The sequence below is a fragment of the Actinomycetospora callitridis genome (genome assembly GCF_028737265.1).
Classification (GTDB): domain Bacteria; phylum Actinomycetota; class Actinomycetes; order Mycobacteriales; family Pseudonocardiaceae; genus Actinomycetospora; species Actinomycetospora callitridis.
Window position 1 is genome coordinate 324,123 of sequence record NZ_JAQZAK010000001.1, and the last position, 16,332, is coordinate 340,454.

The 16,332-nt window shown below is 74.2% G+C and carries 18 protein-coding genes; 13 read left to right on the forward strand and 5 right to left on the reverse strand.

Annotated elements, in window-relative coordinates; genetic code table 11:
• Positions 1 to 2 precede the first annotated feature (2 nt).
• From PH191_RS01585 to PH191_RS01625, 9 genes are all read left to right on the forward strand, one after another.
• Complete coding sequence (locus tag PH191_RS01585; RefSeq protein ID WP_274192880.1) at positions 3 to 680, forward strand: hypothetical protein; 678 nt, start codon at positions 3 to 5, stop codon at positions 678 to 680.
• Entirely contained in the window at positions 677 to 940 is a 264-nt protein-coding gene (locus tag PH191_RS01590; protein WP_274192881.1) for a hypothetical protein, read from the forward strand. The genes PH191_RS01585 and PH191_RS01590 overlap by 4 nt, the downstream gene beginning before the upstream one ends.
• A gap of 28 nt (positions 941 to 968) precedes the next feature.
• A complete protein-coding gene (locus PH191_RS01595; RefSeq protein ID WP_274192882.1) occupies positions 969 to 1,862 on the forward strand; it encodes a class II glutamine amidotransferase domain-containing protein in 894 nt (297 codons plus the stop codon).
• Entirely contained in the window at positions 1,850 to 2,557 is a 708-nt protein-coding gene (locus PH191_RS01600; RefSeq protein ID WP_274192883.1) for a glutamate synthase, read from the forward strand. Before PH191_RS01595 ends, PH191_RS01600 begins: the two co-directional genes overlap by 13 nt.
• Positions 2,558 to 2,603: 46 nt before the next feature.
• Positions 2,604 to 3,926, forward strand: coding sequence for an FMN-binding glutamate synthase family protein (locus PH191_RS01605; protein ID WP_274192884.1), 1,323 nt, complete (start codon positions 2,604 to 2,606; stop codon positions 3,924 to 3,926).
• A 95-nt stretch (positions 3,927 to 4,021) separates the two neighbouring features.
• Positions 4,022 to 4,393 carry a hypothetical protein gene (locus PH191_RS01610; RefSeq protein ID WP_274192885.1) on the forward strand — a complete coding sequence of 124 codons (372 nt, stop codon included), beginning with the start codon at positions 4,022 to 4,024 and terminating at the stop codon, positions 4,391 to 4,393.
• A 97-nt stretch (positions 4,394 to 4,490) separates the two neighbouring features.
• On the forward strand, positions 4,491 to 4,958 hold the full coding sequence (locus PH191_RS01615) for a BLUF domain-containing protein (RefSeq protein WP_274192886.1): 468 nt from the start codon (positions 4,491 to 4,493) through the stop codon (positions 4,956 to 4,958).
• Between the two features lie 61 nt (positions 4,959 to 5,019).
• Positions 5,020 to 6,069, forward strand: a complete 1,050-nt coding sequence (gene mtnA, locus PH191_RS01620; RefSeq protein WP_274192887.1) for an S-methyl-5-thioribose-1-phosphate isomerase — start codon at positions 5,020 to 5,022, stop codon at positions 6,067 to 6,069.
• The gene (locus PH191_RS01625) at positions 6,066 to 6,707 is read left to right on the forward strand and encodes a class II aldolase/adducin family protein (protein WP_274192888.1); all 642 of its coding nucleotides are present in this window, start codon (positions 6,066 to 6,068) and stop codon (positions 6,705 to 6,707) included. The genes mtnA and PH191_RS01625 overlap by 4 nt, the downstream gene beginning before the upstream one ends.
• A 113-nt stretch (positions 6,708 to 6,820) precedes the next feature.
• Here the strand turns inward: PH191_RS01625 and PH191_RS01630 are convergent, their stop codons facing one another.
• Entirely contained in the window at positions 6,821 to 7,765 is a 945-nt protein-coding gene (locus PH191_RS01630) for a Dyp-type peroxidase (protein ID WP_274192889.1), read from the reverse strand.
• A 115-nt stretch (positions 7,766 to 7,880) separates the two neighbouring features.
• Between PH191_RS01630 and PH191_RS01635 the strand changes: the two genes are divergently transcribed.
• Positions 7,881 to 8,657 (forward strand): class I SAM-dependent methyltransferase, encoded by a 777-nt coding sequence (locus PH191_RS01635; RefSeq protein ID WP_274192890.1) that lies wholly within the window; start codon positions 7,881 to 7,883, stop codon positions 8,655 to 8,657.
• A 13-nt stretch (positions 8,658 to 8,670) separates the two neighbouring features.
• Here the strand turns inward: PH191_RS01635 and PH191_RS01640 are convergent, their stop codons facing one another.
• The 3 genes from PH191_RS01640 to PH191_RS01650 all read right to left on the reverse strand — a co-directional run bounded on the left by PH191_RS01640 (position 8,671) and on the right by PH191_RS01650 (position 12,872).
• Entirely contained in the window at positions 8,671 to 9,081 is a 411-nt protein-coding gene (locus tag PH191_RS01640; RefSeq protein ID WP_274192891.1) for a hypothetical protein, read from the reverse strand.
• 119 nt (positions 9,082 to 9,200) lie between these two features.
• A complete protein-coding gene (locus PH191_RS01645) occupies positions 9,201 to 10,382 on the reverse strand; it encodes an MFS transporter (protein ID WP_274192892.1) in 1,182 nt (393 codons plus the stop codon).
• A 177-nt stretch (positions 10,383 to 10,559) separates the two neighbouring features.
• A complete protein-coding gene (locus tag PH191_RS01650; RefSeq protein WP_274192893.1) occupies positions 10,560 to 12,872 on the reverse strand; it encodes a molybdopterin-dependent oxidoreductase in 2,313 nt (770 codons plus the stop codon).
• 102 nt (positions 12,873 to 12,974) lie between these two features.
• On the opposite strand from PH191_RS01650, the gene PH191_RS01655 reads away from it, so the two are divergent.
• Positions 12,975 to 13,361 (forward strand): ATP-binding protein, encoded by a 387-nt coding sequence (locus PH191_RS01655; RefSeq protein WP_274192894.1) that lies wholly within the window; start codon positions 12,975 to 12,977, stop codon positions 13,359 to 13,361.
• A 27-nt stretch (positions 13,362 to 13,388) separates the two neighbouring features.
• Here the strand turns inward: PH191_RS01655 and PH191_RS01660 are convergent, their stop codons facing one another.
• Positions 13,389 to 13,652, reverse strand: a complete 264-nt coding sequence (locus tag PH191_RS01660) for a hypothetical protein (RefSeq protein ID WP_274192895.1) — start codon at positions 13,650 to 13,652, stop codon at positions 13,389 to 13,391.
• Between the two features lie 112 nt (positions 13,653 to 13,764).
• Between PH191_RS01660 and glyA the strand changes: the two genes are divergently transcribed.
• On the forward strand, positions 13,765 to 15,069 hold the full coding sequence (gene glyA, locus PH191_RS01665; protein ID WP_274192896.1) for a serine hydroxymethyltransferase: 1,305 nt from the start codon (positions 13,765 to 13,767) through the stop codon (positions 15,067 to 15,069).
• Positions 15,066 to 16,325 (forward strand): sarcosine oxidase subunit beta family protein, encoded by a 1,260-nt coding sequence (locus tag PH191_RS01670; RefSeq protein ID WP_274192897.1) that lies wholly within the window; start codon positions 15,066 to 15,068, stop codon positions 16,323 to 16,325. Before glyA ends, PH191_RS01670 begins: the two co-directional genes overlap by 4 nt.
• Positions 16,326 to 16,332: the final 7 nt, after the last annotated feature.

Here is a 16,332-nt window from a genome sequence, read left to right on the forward strand (position 1 = left end):
GCATGACCGGCGCCCTGGTGGTGATCGTCGTGGCGGTCGTGGTCCTCTCGGTCCTGCACCGACGGTCGCAGCGTGCCGACGCCGCGGACCGCGCGCGGCTCTTCGAGCGGGTGGTGCCGCGGGTGCAGGACGCGCGCCTCACCCGCGAGAGCGGCGGCTACCCGGTGCTCACCGGCCGTCTCGGCGGCCACCCCGTGACCCTGCGGCCGATCGTCGACGCGGTGACGCTGCGCAAGCTGCCCGTGCTCTGGGTGGAGCTCGTCGTGCACCGCGCCCTGGCGGTCGAGGGCACGGTGAACGTCCTGCTGCGCCCGTTGGGCACCGAGTTCTTCTCGCCGGACGCGGGGTTCGCCCACGAGCTGGCGCCGCCGCCCGGGCTGCCCCGCCCGGTGCGCGTCGCGTGCGCGTCGGCGGACCGGGCGCCGTCGCCCGAGGTGCTGGCCGACCTGATCGCGCCCGCGACGGAGCTCTGCGGGGACCCCGCGACCAAGGAGCTGGGCGTGGGCCGGGGCGGGCTCCGGGTGGTCCTGCGGGTCGCCGAGGGCGACCAGGCGAGCTACCGGAGCGCGCGGCGCGCGGTGTTCGACCACCCGCGCGTCGACCCCGACGCGGTGCTGCGGGCGGTGGCGGTGCTGGACGCGACCGGTGACCGCGTGTCGGCCGGGGAGGTCCTGTCGTGACCCGCTCCTGGCTGGTGCTGGCCGTCGCCGTCGTGCTCCCCGGGATGGGTCACGTGCTCCTCCGCATGCCCGTGCGGGGCCTCATGTTCGCCTTCTACACGGTGCTCCTGGGTGCGATCACCTGGCAGCTCACGACACCGGAGATCTCGCTGGTCGGGCGCCTCGCCGGCGGGCTGTTCGTGTACGCGATCAGCCTGCTGGACGCCTACACCTGGGCCACTCGACGTTTCGTACGAAGCAACGTAATTTCGCAGCAGTAGTCCCCGATCGCAGGAAGGCCCGACTCCCATGTGCGGAATCATCGGTCTCCACCTCCGCGACCCCGAGCTGGCGCCGATGCTCGGTCGCCTCCTCGACGACATGCTCTGCGGGGTCTCCGAGCGCGGGCCCGACTCGGTGGGCATCGCGGTCTACGGCGACGGGGAGCGCAACCCGGAGGGCCACTCCGCGGTGTCCGTGCTGCGGGCGCCCGGCGACCTCGCGGCGTCGGCGGGTGCCCTCCTGCCGGGCACGCCGACCGTCACCGCGCAGGTGGCGGGGGACACCACGGTGCTCAGCGCGCCGGTCGGGGTCGAGGCGCTCACGGCCGCCGTCGCCGCCGCGGCGCCCGAGGCGCTCGTGGTGGGCAGCGGCAACGACCTCGTCGTCTACAAGGGTGCCGGGCACCCGCAGGATCTCGCCCGCACCTACGGGCTCCGCGAGGTCAGCGGCTGGCAGGGCGTCGCCCACACCCGCATGGCCACCGAGTCGGCGATCAACCCCGAGGGCTGCCACCCGTACTCGGTCGGCGCCGACCAGTGCCTCGTGCACAACGGCTCGTTCTCCAACCACGCCACGATCCGCCGCGAGCTCGAGCGCCAGGGCGTCACGTTCGACTCGGAGAACGACTCCGAGGTCGGCGCCCGCTTCGTCGCGGCCTGTCTCGCCGAGGGCGACGACCTCGAGAAGGCCCTGCTGCGGCTCGGCGAGACCTTCGACGGCTTCTACACGCTGCTCGTCACCACCGCCGACGGCTTCGCCGTGGTGCGCGACGAGATCGCGTGCAAGCCGGCCGTGATCGCCGAGCACCCCCGCTGGGTGGCCATGGCGTCGGAGTTCCGCGCGCTGGCGGACCTCCCCGGGATCGACGAGGCCCGCGTCTTCGAGCCCGATCCCGGCAAGGTCTACGCATGGCAGCGCTGAGCCGGGCCGAGGCGGACGCCCGGTCCCCCGTGGTGTTCGACCTGCACGAGACGACGGTCCGCGCGCTCAACGCCGAGCTCCACGCCCCGACCGCGACCTCCTACGAGGTGCTCCACCCGCAGGGCGCGCACTCCCTCGGCGCCGGCATCCACGACGAGATCGACGTCGCGGTGCGCGGCCACGCCGGCTACTTCTGCGCGGGGATGAACAAGCTCGGCCGGGTGGTCGTCGACGGTTCGGCGGGCAACGGCGTCGCGGAGAACATGATGTCGGGCTCCGTGCGGGTGCGCGGCGACGCATCGCAGTCCGCCGGGGCCACCGGGCGCGGCGGGCTGCTCGTGATCGAGGGCTCGGCGTCGATGCGCTGCGGGATCTCGATGAAGGGCATCGACATCGTCGTCGGCGGTTCCGTCGGCCCGATGAGCGCGTTCATGGCGCAGGCGGGGCGGCTCGTCGTCTGCGGCGACGCCGGCGACGGGCTGGGCGACTCGATCTACGAGGCGCGGCTCTACGTCCGCGGCTCCGTCGGGACCCTCGGCGCCGACTGCGTCGAGAAGCCGCTGCGCGACGAGCACGTCGCCGAGCTCGGAGAGCTGCTCGACGCCGCCGGACTCGATCATCGGCCCGAGGAGTTCCGGCGCTTCGGTTCGGCCCGCGGGCTCTACCACTTCACCGGCGACCACGGGAGCTACTGATGGCGGGGCTACTGACGGCGGCAGACGCGGAGCGGAGCTCGACCCGATGAAGGATCCCGCCGAGCGGGGGCTGCGCGAGTCGGCCACGTTCGACCGCGCCACGATCGCCGCGATCCAGCACGCCGCCCGCACGGGCGTCTACGACATCCGCGGCTGGGGCGCCAAGCGCGCCGTACCGCACTTCGACGACCTGCTGGTGCTCGGGGCGTCGATGTCGCGCTACCCGCTCGAGGGCTACCGCGAGCGCTGCGACACCGATGTCGTGCTCGGCGACCGCCACGCCACGCGGCCCCTGCACCTCGACATCCCCGTCACGATCGCCGGCATGAGCTTCGGCGCGCTCTCCGCCCAGGCCAAGGAGGCCCTCGGGCGTGGGGCCAGCGAGGTCGGCACGTCGACCACGACCGGCGACGGCGGCATGACCGACGAGGAGCGCGGCGAGTCCAAGACGCTCGTCTACCAGCTGCTCCCGAGCCGGTACGGGATGAACCCCGACCACCTGCGGGCCGCGGACGCGATCGAGGTCGTGCTCGGTCAGGGCGCCAAGCCCGGCGGCGGCGGGATGCTGCTCGGCCAGAAGATCTCCGACCGCGTCGCCGAGATGCGGACGCTGCCGCCCGGTATCGACCAGCGCTCGGCGTGCCGGCACCCCGACTGGACGGGTCCCGACGACCTCGCCATCAAGATCGGCGAGCTGCGGGAGATCACCGACTGGGAGAAGCCGATCTACGTCAAGGTCGGCGCGACCCGCACGTACTACGACGTGAAGCTCGCCGTGGCCGCGGGCGCCGACGTCGTGGTGGTGGACGGGATGCAGGGCGGCACGGCCGCCACGCAGGAGGTGTTCATCGAGCACGTCGGCATCCCGATCCTCGCCGCGATCCCGCAGGCCGCGCTGGCGCTGCAGGAGCTCGGCGTGCACCGGAAGGTGCAGCTCATCGTCTCGGGCGGCATCCGCACCGGCGCCGACGTGGCGAAGGCGATGGCCCTGGGCGCCGACGCCGTCGCGATCGGCACCGCCGCCCTGATCGCCCTGGGCGACAACGACCCGCAGTACGCCGCGGAGTACGAGGCGCTCGGGTCGGGGGCCGGGTACTACGACGACTTCCAGGACGGGCGCGACCCGGCCGGGATCACCACCCAGGATCCCGAGCTGTCCGCGCGGCTCGACCCCGTCGAGGGCGGGCGCCGCGTGGCGAACTACCTGCGGGTGCTGACCATGGAGGCCCAGACGCTCGCCCGCGCCTGCGGGAAGGGGCACGTGCGCCACCTCGAGCCCGAGGACCTGGTCGCGCTGACCATCGAGGCGGCCGCCATGGCCCGGGTGCCGCTGGCGGGCACGTCGTGGATCCCGGGGCACGGCCTGTAGCCCTCGTCCGATCCCCGTCGCCTTTCGGCGGGTCGCTCGTTCTCGGTGGTGACGGCACGGCGTCACGGCACGGCTCACCCCGAGGAGCGTCGGCGATGGGGCACCATCGGAAGGGCCGGTCGACCCGGCGTCACGACGGACCGCCCGTGGTCCAGGAGGCCCACGGCTCCCACCGCGCGGAGACCCGGGCGCCGGTCGTGCCCGAGGCGCGGCCCGAGATGGGTCCCGCCGGGCCGCGTCCCGGGTCGAGGCCGGTGGCCGAGGGCGTGAGCGGCCGGCCGCTCGAGGACCTCGCCGAGGCCGCGCGCACCGCCCGCCGGACCGGGTGGGCGTTCGGGGCCGAGATCCTCGCCTCCGCCGACACCCGCGGCGTGCCGACGTCGACGCCACCCCCGCGCGACGGGCGCCCGCGGCGCTACGCGACCCACCAGCCCACCGCGCCGATCGCGGTGCTGGACGGGCGCTGACCACCCGGACCGGTGTGCTCCGGGTCACGATCAGCTAGCGTCGCCGTCGTGGCCCACCGGGCCCGTCCCGCCCCGACGTGACCAGGAGCCCGAAGCCATGGTGGACACCCCCGCTGCGTCCGAGACCGTCTTCCGGCTGATCTACCGCAGCCACATGCGGATCACGTCCGACGTCCGCAAGGCCGAGCTGGGGGAGATCTTCAGCGTCGCCCGGTCGAACAACAAGCGCCTCGGCGTGACCGGCGCGCTGCTCGTGTGGGACGAGTTCTTCGTGCAGACCCTCGAGGGCGACGAGACCGTGGTGCGCGATCTCTACGACCGCATCCACCGCGACGCCCGCCACGAGCGCGTCGCGATCATCAGCGAGGACCCCGCCGCCGAGCGGGTGTTCGGTCGCTGGTCGATGGCGCGGGTGGGCGACGGCGACGAGCCCGACATCCCCCTGCTGATGAACCGGGACAAGGGCGGCATCTCCCCGGCCGCCCCGCGCCCGACGACGCCGGACCAGGAGGCCGTCCTGGGTGACATGCGGGAGGCCGCCCGCAGCGGGGCCCAGCCGGCCTGATCTCCGGGCGACACCGTCAGGTCGCTGGCGCCCGTACCCGGGTCGCGACGAGAGTGGTGGCATGGACCGCACGGTGGACTGGGACGGCTCGGGCGAGGGCGCCGTCAGCGCCGTCGACCAGCGCGCGCTGCCGGGCGAGTACCGGATCCGCCGGCTCGCGACCGTGGACGAGCTGGTGGCGGCGATCGCCGACCTGACGATCCGCGGCGCGCCCGCGCTGGGCGCGGCCGGGGCGCTGGGGGTCGCGCTCGCCGCCCGTCGTCACGCGGGCGACCCCGCCCGGGTGCGCGACGAGGCGGAGCGGGTCGCGGCGGTCCGTCCGACCGCGGTGAACCTGCGGCGCGGCGTGCAGCGGGCCCTGGCACGGCTCGATGACGGTCCCGACGCCGTGCTCGCCGAGGCGTGCGCGCTCCTCGACGAGGACGAGGCGACCAACCGGCGGATGGGCCGGCGCGCCGCGGACCTCGTCACCGCGCTGTGTCCCGACCGCCCGCTGCGGGTGCTGACCCACTGCAACTCCGGGGCGCTCGCCGCCGTCGCCTGGGGCACCGGGCTCGGAGCGGTCCGCGAGCTCGCCGGGCGGGGCCGGATCGCCGAGGTGCTGGCCTGCGAGACCCGCCCGCTGCTCCAGGGGGCGCGGCTCACGGTGTGGGAGCTGCGGGAGATGGGCGTGGCGCACCGGCTGTGCGTCGACTCGGCGGGCCCGTCGGCGATCGCGCGGGGGCTGGTCGACGTCGTGATCGTCGGCGCCGACCGCGTCGCGGCCAACGGCGACGCCGCCAACAAGATCGGCACCTACGCGCACGCCTGCGCCGCGGCGCGCCACGGCGTCCCGGTGGTCGTGGTGGCGCCCGAGTCGACCGTCGACCACGCGACGCCGTCGGGCGCCGACATCGTCATCGAGGAGCGGGCGGCCGACGAGGTCCGCACCGTCGCGGGCGTGCCGACGGCGCCGCCGGACACCCCGGTCTACAACCCCGCCTTCGACGTCACGCCCGGCGCGCTGCTCGCCGCGGTGGTCACCGAGGCGGCGACGTTCCGGGACGGTGTCTGGACGGTCGAGGTCCCGGCGCCGGCTCCAGCGCCGGTGACCTCGGGAGCCGCTCGGTGAAGCTGCGCGACGAGCGCGAGGCCGTCGTCGCCCACGCCCGGCGGATGGACGCCGACGCCCTCACCGTCGGCACCTCGGGGAACCTCTCGGTCCGCGCCGGCGACCTCCTCGCGATCACCCCGAGCGGGCTGCCCTACGACCAGCTGACCCCCGAGACGGTCAGCGTCGTGGACCTCGATGGCCGGCCCGTCGACGCGCGGCTGCGGCCGTCGTCGGAGCTGCCGATGCACACCGCGGTGTACCGGGAGACCGACGCCACGGCGGTCGTGCACACCCACCCGGTGTTCGCGACGGTCCTCTCGACGCTGGTCGACGAGCTCCCCGCGATCCACTACATCATCGCGCACCTGGGCGGCCCGGTCCGCGTCGTGCCCTACGCGCCGTACGGCACCGAGGAGCTCGCCCGGCTCGGGGTCGAGGGCCTGGCCGGGCGGTCCGCGGTGATCCTCGCGAACCACGGCGCCACCTCGTACGGCGCCGACCTCGCGCAGGCCTACACGCGCACCGAGTACCTCGAGTGGCTCTGCCGGCTCTACGTCGAGGCCCGGAAGCTCGGCGAGCCGCGCCTGCTCGACGAGGCGCAGATCGCGGGCGCCACGGCGGCGTTCGCGGACTACGGGCCGCAGCCGCGCGCCTGAGGCCCGTCGGGCGCAGGGCCGCGCCAGGAGGGACGGGTCACGGCATCCGCCTGCGGAGCACGCCGGCGCCCGCCGCTCGCCGACGGACGTCGCGGCGAGCGCCTCGTCGTCGATCACGAGTCCGAGGGACCGTCGGGCGGGTCGTCGAGGAAGTCGGCCGTCGGCACGTGGTAGAGGGCGCCGGTGACCGCGGTGGAGAAGTCGAGGATGCGGTCGTGGTGGCCCTCGGCGGTGCCGACGAACATGTTCTCCAGCATCCGCTCGGTGACCCCGGGATCCCGGGCGTAGCCGATGAAGTAGGTGCCGTACTCCCCGGCGCCGACGTGGCCGAAGGGCATGTTGACGCGCAGGATCTGCTGTTCCTGCCCGTTCTCGTCCTCGATGACGTTCAGCGCGACGTGCGAGTTCGGCGCCTTCTGGTCGTCGGGGATCTCGATGTCCTGGAGCTTGGTCCGGCCGATCGCGCGCTCCTGCTCCTCGACGGTGAGCGCGTTCCAGCCGTCCATGTCGTGCAGGTACTTCTGGGTGATCACGTAGCTGCCGCCGGCGAACCCGGGGTCCTCGTCGCCGACGAGCACCGCCTCGCGGGCCGCGGCGCCGTCGGGGTTCTCGGTGCCGTCGACGAAGCCGAGCAGGTCGCGCTCGTCGAAGAAGCGGAACCCGTGGACCTCGTCGACGACGGTGGCGTGCGGCCGCAGGCGCGTGACCAGCAGCTGGGCCAGCTCGAAGCACATGTCCAGGCGGTGGGCGCGGAGATGGAACAGGAGGTCTCCGGGCGTCGACGGCGCCTCGTGCGCACCGTGCAGGGCGCGGAACGGGTGCAGGGACGCCGGGCGCGGGCCGCCGAACAGCCGGTCCCAGGCCTGCGACCCGATCCCGACGACGCAGGTGAGCTCGCCCTCCGGGAGCCGGAACCCGACCGAGCGCTTGAGGCCGGCGACGTCGGACAGCACATCGCGCACCGCCGCCGCGTCGCCCCCGGCGTCGAACGTCAGCGTCAGGAAGATCGACGCCTCCGTGATCGGGGCCAGGACCGGCTGGGGCTCACCGTGGACCATGCGCCGCACCCTAGAGGCGCTGTCGGCGCAGGAGCAGGGTTCCGCCACCGGGCCGCCGACCTGTCAGGCTGTCGCCGCGACACCGCCGTCCAGGAACGCGCGAGGGGAGTCCGCCGTGACCGAACAGATCGCCGAGCACTACGAGCGCGTGGCCGCGACCTACAACGACCACTGGACCTACGACCCCGACTACGTCCGGCAGCTCGCCCACGCCATGAGCGACGCGCTGCGCCTGACGCGCTCCGACGCGATCGCCGACATCGGCTGCGGCACCGGCCTCTACACGCGCCACATCGCCGACGACGTCCGCCCGACCCGGCCCGTGCTGTGCGTCGACCCGGTGTCGGCGATGCTCGATCAGCTCCCGAGGTCGCCGTCCCTGCAGCCGCTGCACGCCAGCGCCGAGGACCTGGCGTCCGGACGCGTCGCGCTCCCGGAGTCGGCGCCGCTGGACGCGATGATCATCAAGGAGTCGATCCACCACATGACGGATCGGCGCGGGACGCTCGACGGTCTCGTCCGGCTCCTGTCACGCCACGGCCGCATCCTCGTCGTGATGCTGCCGAAGGCCATCCACCACCCGCTGTTCCGGGCGGCGCACGAGCGCTTCGGGGAGCTGCAGCCGGACCCCGCCGACATCCAGGAGATCGTGTCCGCAGCCGGGCTCCGGGCGTCGGTGAGCCAGCGGACGTTCCACGTGGCCATCGAGCGCGAGCGCTACGTCCGCATGCTCGAGGCGCGGTACATGTCGGTGCTCGGCGAGTTCTCGGACGAGGAGCTGCAGGAGGGCATCGCGCAGTTCCGGCGGTCCTACCGGGACACCCCGGTGCTGCGGTTCGAGGACCACTTCGCCTTCGTCAAGGGCTGGGTCCCGGGCCGCCCACCCGCCTGATCCGGCGGGCCCGTCAGCGGCGCAGGACGAGTGCAGTGGTGATCAGCAGGACGATCGTGCCGGCCGTCTCGACGACGAGGGTGGTCGGCGCCAGGGCGTAGTCCAGGCTGGACTCGATCCCGAAGAGCCCGACCGTCAGGGCGACCACCAGCGCGGCCAGCGTGCCCGCCATGAACAGCAGGCCCAGCACCGTGGCGACCTGCAGGAGCCGTCCCTGCAGCACGGTGATCGCGATCGCCAGCACGAGGCCGCCGATCGCGTTGAGGACGAACAGCATGCCGAGCACGCCGCCGGTGCTCGTGAGCACCAGGTAGAGGTGGATGCCGCCCATCGCCAGCAGGGCGAGGGCGCTGAGCAGCCGCCACACCATGACCGAGCGGGACGAGCTGCTGGCGGGACGCGCCGGGCGCGCAGCGTGGGACATGTCCGTCTCCCTGCCCGGGGACCGTGCGCGGTGCACGGTGCGGTGACGGAACTGGTTACCACAATTCGGGCGTCGGACCCAGGGGAGGTAGCCCGACGGTGCAGGCCGGACGGTGCAGGTCAGGGCGTGACGAGCCGTCGCGCGGCGGGCAGCCCGAGCAGCAGCGCCGCCACTGCCGAGACGATCGCCAGCCCGGCGAGCGGCCCGGCGAGACCGCCGGCGCCGGCGAGGGCCGAGAGCAGGTACGGCACCCCGAAGCCGAGGTAGGCGCAGGCGTAGAACGTGCCGGTGAGTGCGCCGCGCTCGCTCGGGGCCGCGAGCCGCGCGACCGTCGTCAGCCCCGACGCCAGGCACAGCCCGTAGCCCACGCCGAGCAGCAGCGCCACGGGCACGAGCAGCGGCCACGCCGTCAGCGCGACCCCGAGGAGGGCGATCCCGAGCCCGACCGCGCCGATCCCCAGACCCACCGGGCCCGCCCGCTCCGCCCCGAGGCGCCGGGCCAGCGGCGGCACGAGCGCGCCCGTCGCCAGGGTCAGACCCGCCACCAGGCCGGTGACGGCGACGGCGATCGACGGCATCTGCGGGGTGAGCAGCAGTGGCAGCAGGGTGACCGCGGTGGACGGGAAGGCGAACACCCCGATCGCGACCGGGACGACGACCAGCGCGAACGGCCGCCGGGCGTCCACCGGCACCCCGAGGTTCACGACGGGACCGCCGTGGCGCCGGCGGTCCGGCGGGAGGGTGTCGGGGATGCCGCGCAGCAGGGCGATCGCGCCGATCATGAGGACGACGTGCAGCAGGTACGGCAGCACCGTCGGGGCGGGCGCCCACTGCGCCAGCAGCCCCGTGAACAGCGGCCCGAGCGCCCAGCCCGCGGCGAGCGCGACGGTCGTGAGCCGCGCCGAGCGCCCCGGCTCGCCGACCAGCTCGCCCAGCCACGCCGTCCCGACGCTGAACACCACCCCGGACACGGCGCCCTGGAGGAACCGACCGAGGAAGAGCACCGCCACCGACGACGCGGCCCCGAGGAACAGCAGCGACACGAGGCCGGCGAGCACGACGAACGGCACCACGACCGCGCGTCGTCCGAGGCGGTCGGACGCCGGCCCCGACAGCAGCAGCGCCGGGATGAGCCCCGCGGCGTAGACGCCGAAGGCGGCGGTCAGGGCGGTGGGACCGAGTCCGAGCGTGTCCCGGTAGACCAGCAGCAGGGGCGTCGGCACGTTCGTCCCGTAGGCGACGACGAACACGACGATCCACAACGCCCGCGCGGGCGTCGACACCGCGGCGGCGCGAGTCACGGGCACAGCTTGGCCTGTCGCGCCTGCGCGCGCGATCACGGATCTCGTCCTGTGGAGGCGATCCGTCCCACGCCGATCGATACTTCGGAATCCGAAGCTTCGTGGGGAGGTCCACCCGTCGCCGTAGGCCGCGCGCCGGCCCGAGGCGTTCGGCCACGAGCGGCACGTTCGACATGATCAACGAGCGCCGCCGCCTGCCGAACGTGCCCCTCGCAGCGCGAACGCGGGCAGCGAGTGTGGGTCGCGGTAGGGGGCCGGGCTCTCGGCGCGGGCGATCTCCACGAGCACCGTCTGGGCGCTCGTGCCCTGCGAGAGGCGCGAGGTGGGGACGTCGCGGGTCAGGACGTTCGGGTTGCCGTGCAGCTCGGGGCTGTCGTCGGCGGCCGGGTCGAGCGGGGTGTACCAGGCGCCGGTGGCCAGGAGGGCCACGCCGGGGAGGACGTCGTCGGACACCACCGCGCCCACGAACGTCTCGCCGCGCTCGTTCCACAGGCGCAGCACGTCGCCGTCGGCGATGCCCCGCGCCGCCGCGTCCGCGGCGTTCACCACGCACGGCTCCCGGCCCGCGACCTTCGACTCCGTGCTCACCGGGCCCATGTCGAGCTGGCTGTGCAGGCGGGTGCCCGGCTGGGGCGAGAGCAGGTGGATCGGGAAGCGCTCCGTCGCGCTCCCGGCCCACTCCGTGGGCGGCAGCCACGTCGGGTGGCCGGGGCACTCGTCGTAGCCGAACCCGTCGATCGTCGCGGAGAACAGCTCGATCCGTCCCGACGGTGTCGCCAGCGGGGCCGCGGACGGGGACCGCCGGAACGCCGCGTACGGCGGTGGGGGCGCGGGCAGGTCGTAGCGGTGGTGCCCGGTGGCCCAGAAGGTGTCGAAGTCGGGGATCGGGTGGCCGTGCTCGGCGGCGGAGCGCCGGGCCCGGTCGTACATCGCCCGCAGCGCCCCGGCGTCGTCGAGCCCACCGGTGTACGCGTCCGCGACACCGAGCCGCTCGGCCAGGGCCGCGAAGATCGTCCGGTCGTTGCGGGCCTCGCCCGGCGCGTCCACGCTGCGCTGCATCGCGATCAGCCACGGTTCCCCCGAGGCGGCCCCGATGTCGTCGCGCTCGAGGGTGGTGGTGGCGGGCAGGACGATGTCGGCCATGCGTGCGGTCGGGGTCCACCACGGCTCGTGGACGACCACCGTCTCGGGGCGCTGCCAGGCCCGGGCGAGGCGGTTGAGGTCCTGGTGGTGGTGGAACGGGTTGCCGCCGGCCCAGTAGACGAGCCGCACGTCCGGGTAGCGGTGCACGGCCCCGTCGAACGCGTACTCCTCGCCGGGGTGCAGCAGCATGTCGCTCAGGCGCGCGACGGGGACCCGCACGGGGCAGTCGTTGTAGCGCGCGGTGAAGGCCGGCGTCCCGAACGTCCGGTACGTGGCGCCGAAGCGTGCGACGCAGCCGTACCCGAACCCGAACCCGCCGCCGGGCAGGCCGATCTGCCCGAGGTAGGCGGCGAGGGCGACCACGGCCCAGTAGGGCTGCTCGCCGTGCTCGGCCCGCTGCAGCGCCCAGGTGGCCGTGATGAGGGTGCGCCCCGTGCGCAGCCGGTCGGCGAGACCCTCGATCGTCGCGGCGGGCACGCCGGTGAGCGCCGCGGCCCAGGCGGGCGTCTTGTCGAGCCCGTCGACGTCCCCGCGCAGGTAGGCGCGCAGGCGGTCGTCGCCCACGGTGCACCGCGCCACGAACTCCTCGTCGACGGCGCCCAGGACGTCGAGGCGGCGCATCAGGGCCAGCAGGAGCGCGGTGTCGCTGCCGGGCCGCACCGGGACCCAGTCGACGCGGGGGTGGTCGGGGGCGTCGCTGCGGACCGGGTTGACGTTGACGACCCGGGTGCCGGCCTCGAGCGCCCGCGCCAGCCCGAGGCGCGCGGTGTGGTCCCCGGTGCCCCCGGACTCCAGCTGCACGTTCTTCGCCGGGAAGCCCCCGAGCATGAGCACGGTGTCGGTGTGCGCGGCGATGTCGTCCCAGGTCGCGACCTGCCCGGTGACGGGGGCGGTGTCCCCGAGGACGTGGGGCAGGAGCCGCTCGGCGGCCCCGTAGCTGTAGTTCGACACCTGGCCCGAGTAGCCGCCGGCGCAGGCGAGGAAGTGGTTGAGCTGGGTCTTCGCGTGGTGCAGCCGCCCGGCGCTCGACCACCCGTAGGAGCCGCCGAACACCGCCTCCGGGCCGTGCTCGGCGTGGACCCGGCGCAGCTCGCCGGCCACCAGGTCGAGCGCGGTCTCCCAGGACACCTCGACGAACGGGTCGGCGCCGCGCCGACCGCCGGTGCCGTCCAGCCACGACCCGCGCACGGCGGGCCGCGTGACGCGGTTGCCGGCGTGCACCGCGCCGGGCACCGAGCGCAGCAGCGGCGAGGGGTCGGTGTCGCCCTCGAACGGGACGGCCTCGACGAGGCGCCCGCTCTCGACACGCGGGCGGAAGGCGCCCCAGTGGGACCCGTGGATGGTCATCGCCGACGATCCTCGCCCGCACCACGGACCCGGCGCCATCCCCGACCGGTCGCGCGAGACACTGGAGGGCGTCGAGACACCGGCACCGGGGAGGCCACGGCTGTGGGCACGTTCCGCGCGTCGTTCGAGTTCCCGCCGTCGCCACACGCTCCCGGTCGGGCCCGCCGCCTGCTCGGGGAGCTCTTCGACGCGTGGTCGCTCGACGCGACGCTGCACGTCGACGCGAAGGTCCTCGTCACCGAGCTCATCTCCAACGCCGTCGACCACGCCGGCAGCGACGTCGTCCTCGAGCTCGACGTCACCGTCTCCGACGGGTGGCTGCGGGTCGGGCTCGCCGACGGCTCGACCATCCGCCCGGTGGTCCGGGAGCTCGACCACACCGCCCCGCGGGGCCGCGGGATGCAGATCGTCGCGGAGCTGGCCGACCGGTGGGGCAGCGAGGAGCGCGACGGGGGCAAGCGGGTCTGGTTCGAGCTGACCTCGCCCTGAACGGCTCCTGACGGGCGGCTCCAGCCGTCAGGGGCGCTCGTCCATCGGCCAGAACTCCGCCCACAGGGCATCGGGCTCCTCGACCTCCTGGACGTGCAGCGCGTAGCCGCGCCGCCGGGCGATCACCTCGGCGCCGCCGCGGTTGACCCGGCGGATCGTCAGCCCGACCCGGTCCGGGAGCACCCGCGCGGCGAGCTGCTGGTCGAGGCGGCCCATCTCGAAGCCGGCCTCCCACCAGTCGGCGGCGCTCCCGGCCGCGACCCTCGCGTCCCCTGACGTCTCCGTCGTCATCCCCTGACCTCCGTCCTGTCGTCGGCGACGGCACGAGTGTTGACCCTGCCGACCCGCTGTGTCTACAGTCTGCGCCAGCAGATATATCAATTGGCTACGATGAGGATCGCGGATGTCGGTCACAATCGCCCCCGAGGGTCGGACGCCCGTCGCGTCGGTCCTCGACCGGTCGCTCGCGCAGGCGGATCCCGAGGTGCACGCCCGGATCGCCGACGAGCGGAGCCGTCAGCACCGGACGCTCGAGATGATCGCGAGCGAGAACTTCGCGCCCCGGGCGGTGATGGAGGCGCAGGGCTCGGTCCTGACCAACAAGTACGCCGAGGGCTACCCGGGCCGGCGCTACTACGGCGGCTGCGAGCACGTCGACGTCGTCGAGCAGCTCGCGATCGACCGCCTGAAGGCGCTGTTCGGGGCCGAGTACGCCAACGTCCAGCCCCACTCCGGGGCCCAGGCCAACGCCGCGGTGATGGCTGCGCTGCTGTCGCCCGGCGACACGATCCTCGGCCTGGACCTGGCGCACGGCGGCCACCTCACACACGGGATGCACCTGAACTTCTCGGGGCGCCTCTACGACGTCGCCGCCTACCACGTGCGCGCCGACGACCACCGCGTCGACATGGCCGAGGTATCCCGGCTCGCCCACGAGCGCCGCCCGGCACTGATCATCGCCGGCTGGTCGGCCTACCCGCGGCAGCAGGACTTCGCGGAGTTCCGCCGGATCGCCGACGCGGTCGGTGCCTGGCTCATGGTCGACATGGCCCACTTCGCCGGCCTCGTCGCGGCGGGCCTGCACCCCTCGCCGGTGCCGCACGCGCACGTCGTCACCTCGACGACCCACAAGACCCTCGGCGGCCCCCGCGGCGGGGTGATCCTGGCGGGCACCCGGGAGCTCGCCAAGAAGCTGAACTCGAGCGTCTTCCCCGGTCAGCAGGGCGGCCCGCTCGAGCACGTGATCGCCGCCAAGGCCGTCGCGTTCAAGCTCGCCGCGGAGCCCGAGTTCCGCGAGCGCCAGGTGCGCACGCTCGCCGGTGCCCGCCTGCTCGCGGAGCGCCTCGTGGCCGAGGACGGCATCGGCGTCGTCTCCGGCGGCACCGACGTCCACCTGGTGCTGGTCGACCTGCGCGACTCCGACCTCGACGGGAAGCAGGCCGAGGACCGGCTGCACCGCGTCGGCATCACGGTCAACCGCAACGCGGTGCCCTTCGACCCCCGTCCGCCGATGGTCAGCTCCGGCGTCCGCATCGGCACCGCCGCCCTCGCGGCGCGCGGCTTCGGCGACGAGGACTTCGCCGCCGTGTCCGACGTCATCGCCCGGGCCCTGCGGCCGCAGGTGACGGAGTCCGAGCTGGACGCCCTCGCCGACCGCGTCGCCGCCCTCGCCGACCGCCACCCCCTCTACCCGGAGCTGCCGGCATGACGCACGCAGGCACGACCGCACCCACGACCGCGCCCACCCCGCCGGGCGCCGACCTGCCCGAGCACCAGGAGTCCCTCTGGCGCAGCGCCGAACCGAAGAGGTCCTACGACGTCGTCATCGTCGGCGGCGGCGGACACGGGCTGGCCACGGCCCACTACCTCGCGAAGCTCGGCATCACGAACGTCGCCGTGCTCGAGAAGGGCTGGCTGGCGGGCGGGAACATGGCCCGCAACACCACGCTGATCCGCTCGAACTACCTCTGGGACGAGTCGGCCGGCATCTACGAGCACGCGCTCAAGCTGTGGGAGGGCCTCGAGGAGGACCTGGGCTACCCGATCCTGTTCAGCCAGCGCGGGGTGCTCAACCTCGCGCACACCGAGCAGGACGTGCGCGACTCGGTGCGCCGCGTCGAGGCCAACAAGCTCAACGGGATCGACGCCGAGTGGCTCGACCCCGACGAGGTCGCGAAGGTCTGCCCGATCGTCAACGTCTCGGGCGACATCCGCTACCCGGTGCAGGGCGCGACGTTCCAGGCCCGCGCGGGGATCGCGAAGCACGACTACGTCGCGTGGGGCTTCGCGCGCCGGGCGAGCGAGGCCGGCATCGACATCATCGAGAACTGCGAGGTCACGGGCTTCGTGGCCGACGGCGACCGCGTCACCGGCGTGCGCACGACCCGCGGGGACATCGCCGCCGGCACCGTCGCGCTCTGCGCGGCGGGCCACACCTCGGTGCTGCTGGACATGCTCGGCGTGCCCGCGCCGCTGCAGTCCCACCCGCTGCAGGCGCTGGTCTCGGAGCTCCTCGAGCCCGTGCACCCGACGATCGTCATGTCGAACGCCGTGCACGTGTACGTCTCCCAGGCTCACAAGGGCGAACTGGTGATGGGCGCGGGCGTGGACACCTACAACGGCTACGGCCAGCGGGGCGCGTTCCACATCATCGAGCGCCAGATGGCGGCCGCGGTCGAGCTCTTCCCGGTGTTCGCCCGGGCCCACCTGCTGCGCAGCTGGGCCGGCGTCGTCGACGTCACGCCGGACGCGAGCCCGATCGTCGGCGCCACGCCCTACGAGAACGTCTTCCTCAACTGTGGCTGGGGCACCGGCGGCTTCAAGGCCACCCCGGGCCTGGGCTGGGCGTTCGCCGACACCGTCGCGCACGGCCGTCCCCACCCGCTCGTCGCCCCCTTCGGCCTCGACCGCTTCGTCACCGGAGCCCTCGTCGACGAGCACGGCGCCGCCGCCGTGGCCCACTGAACCTCCG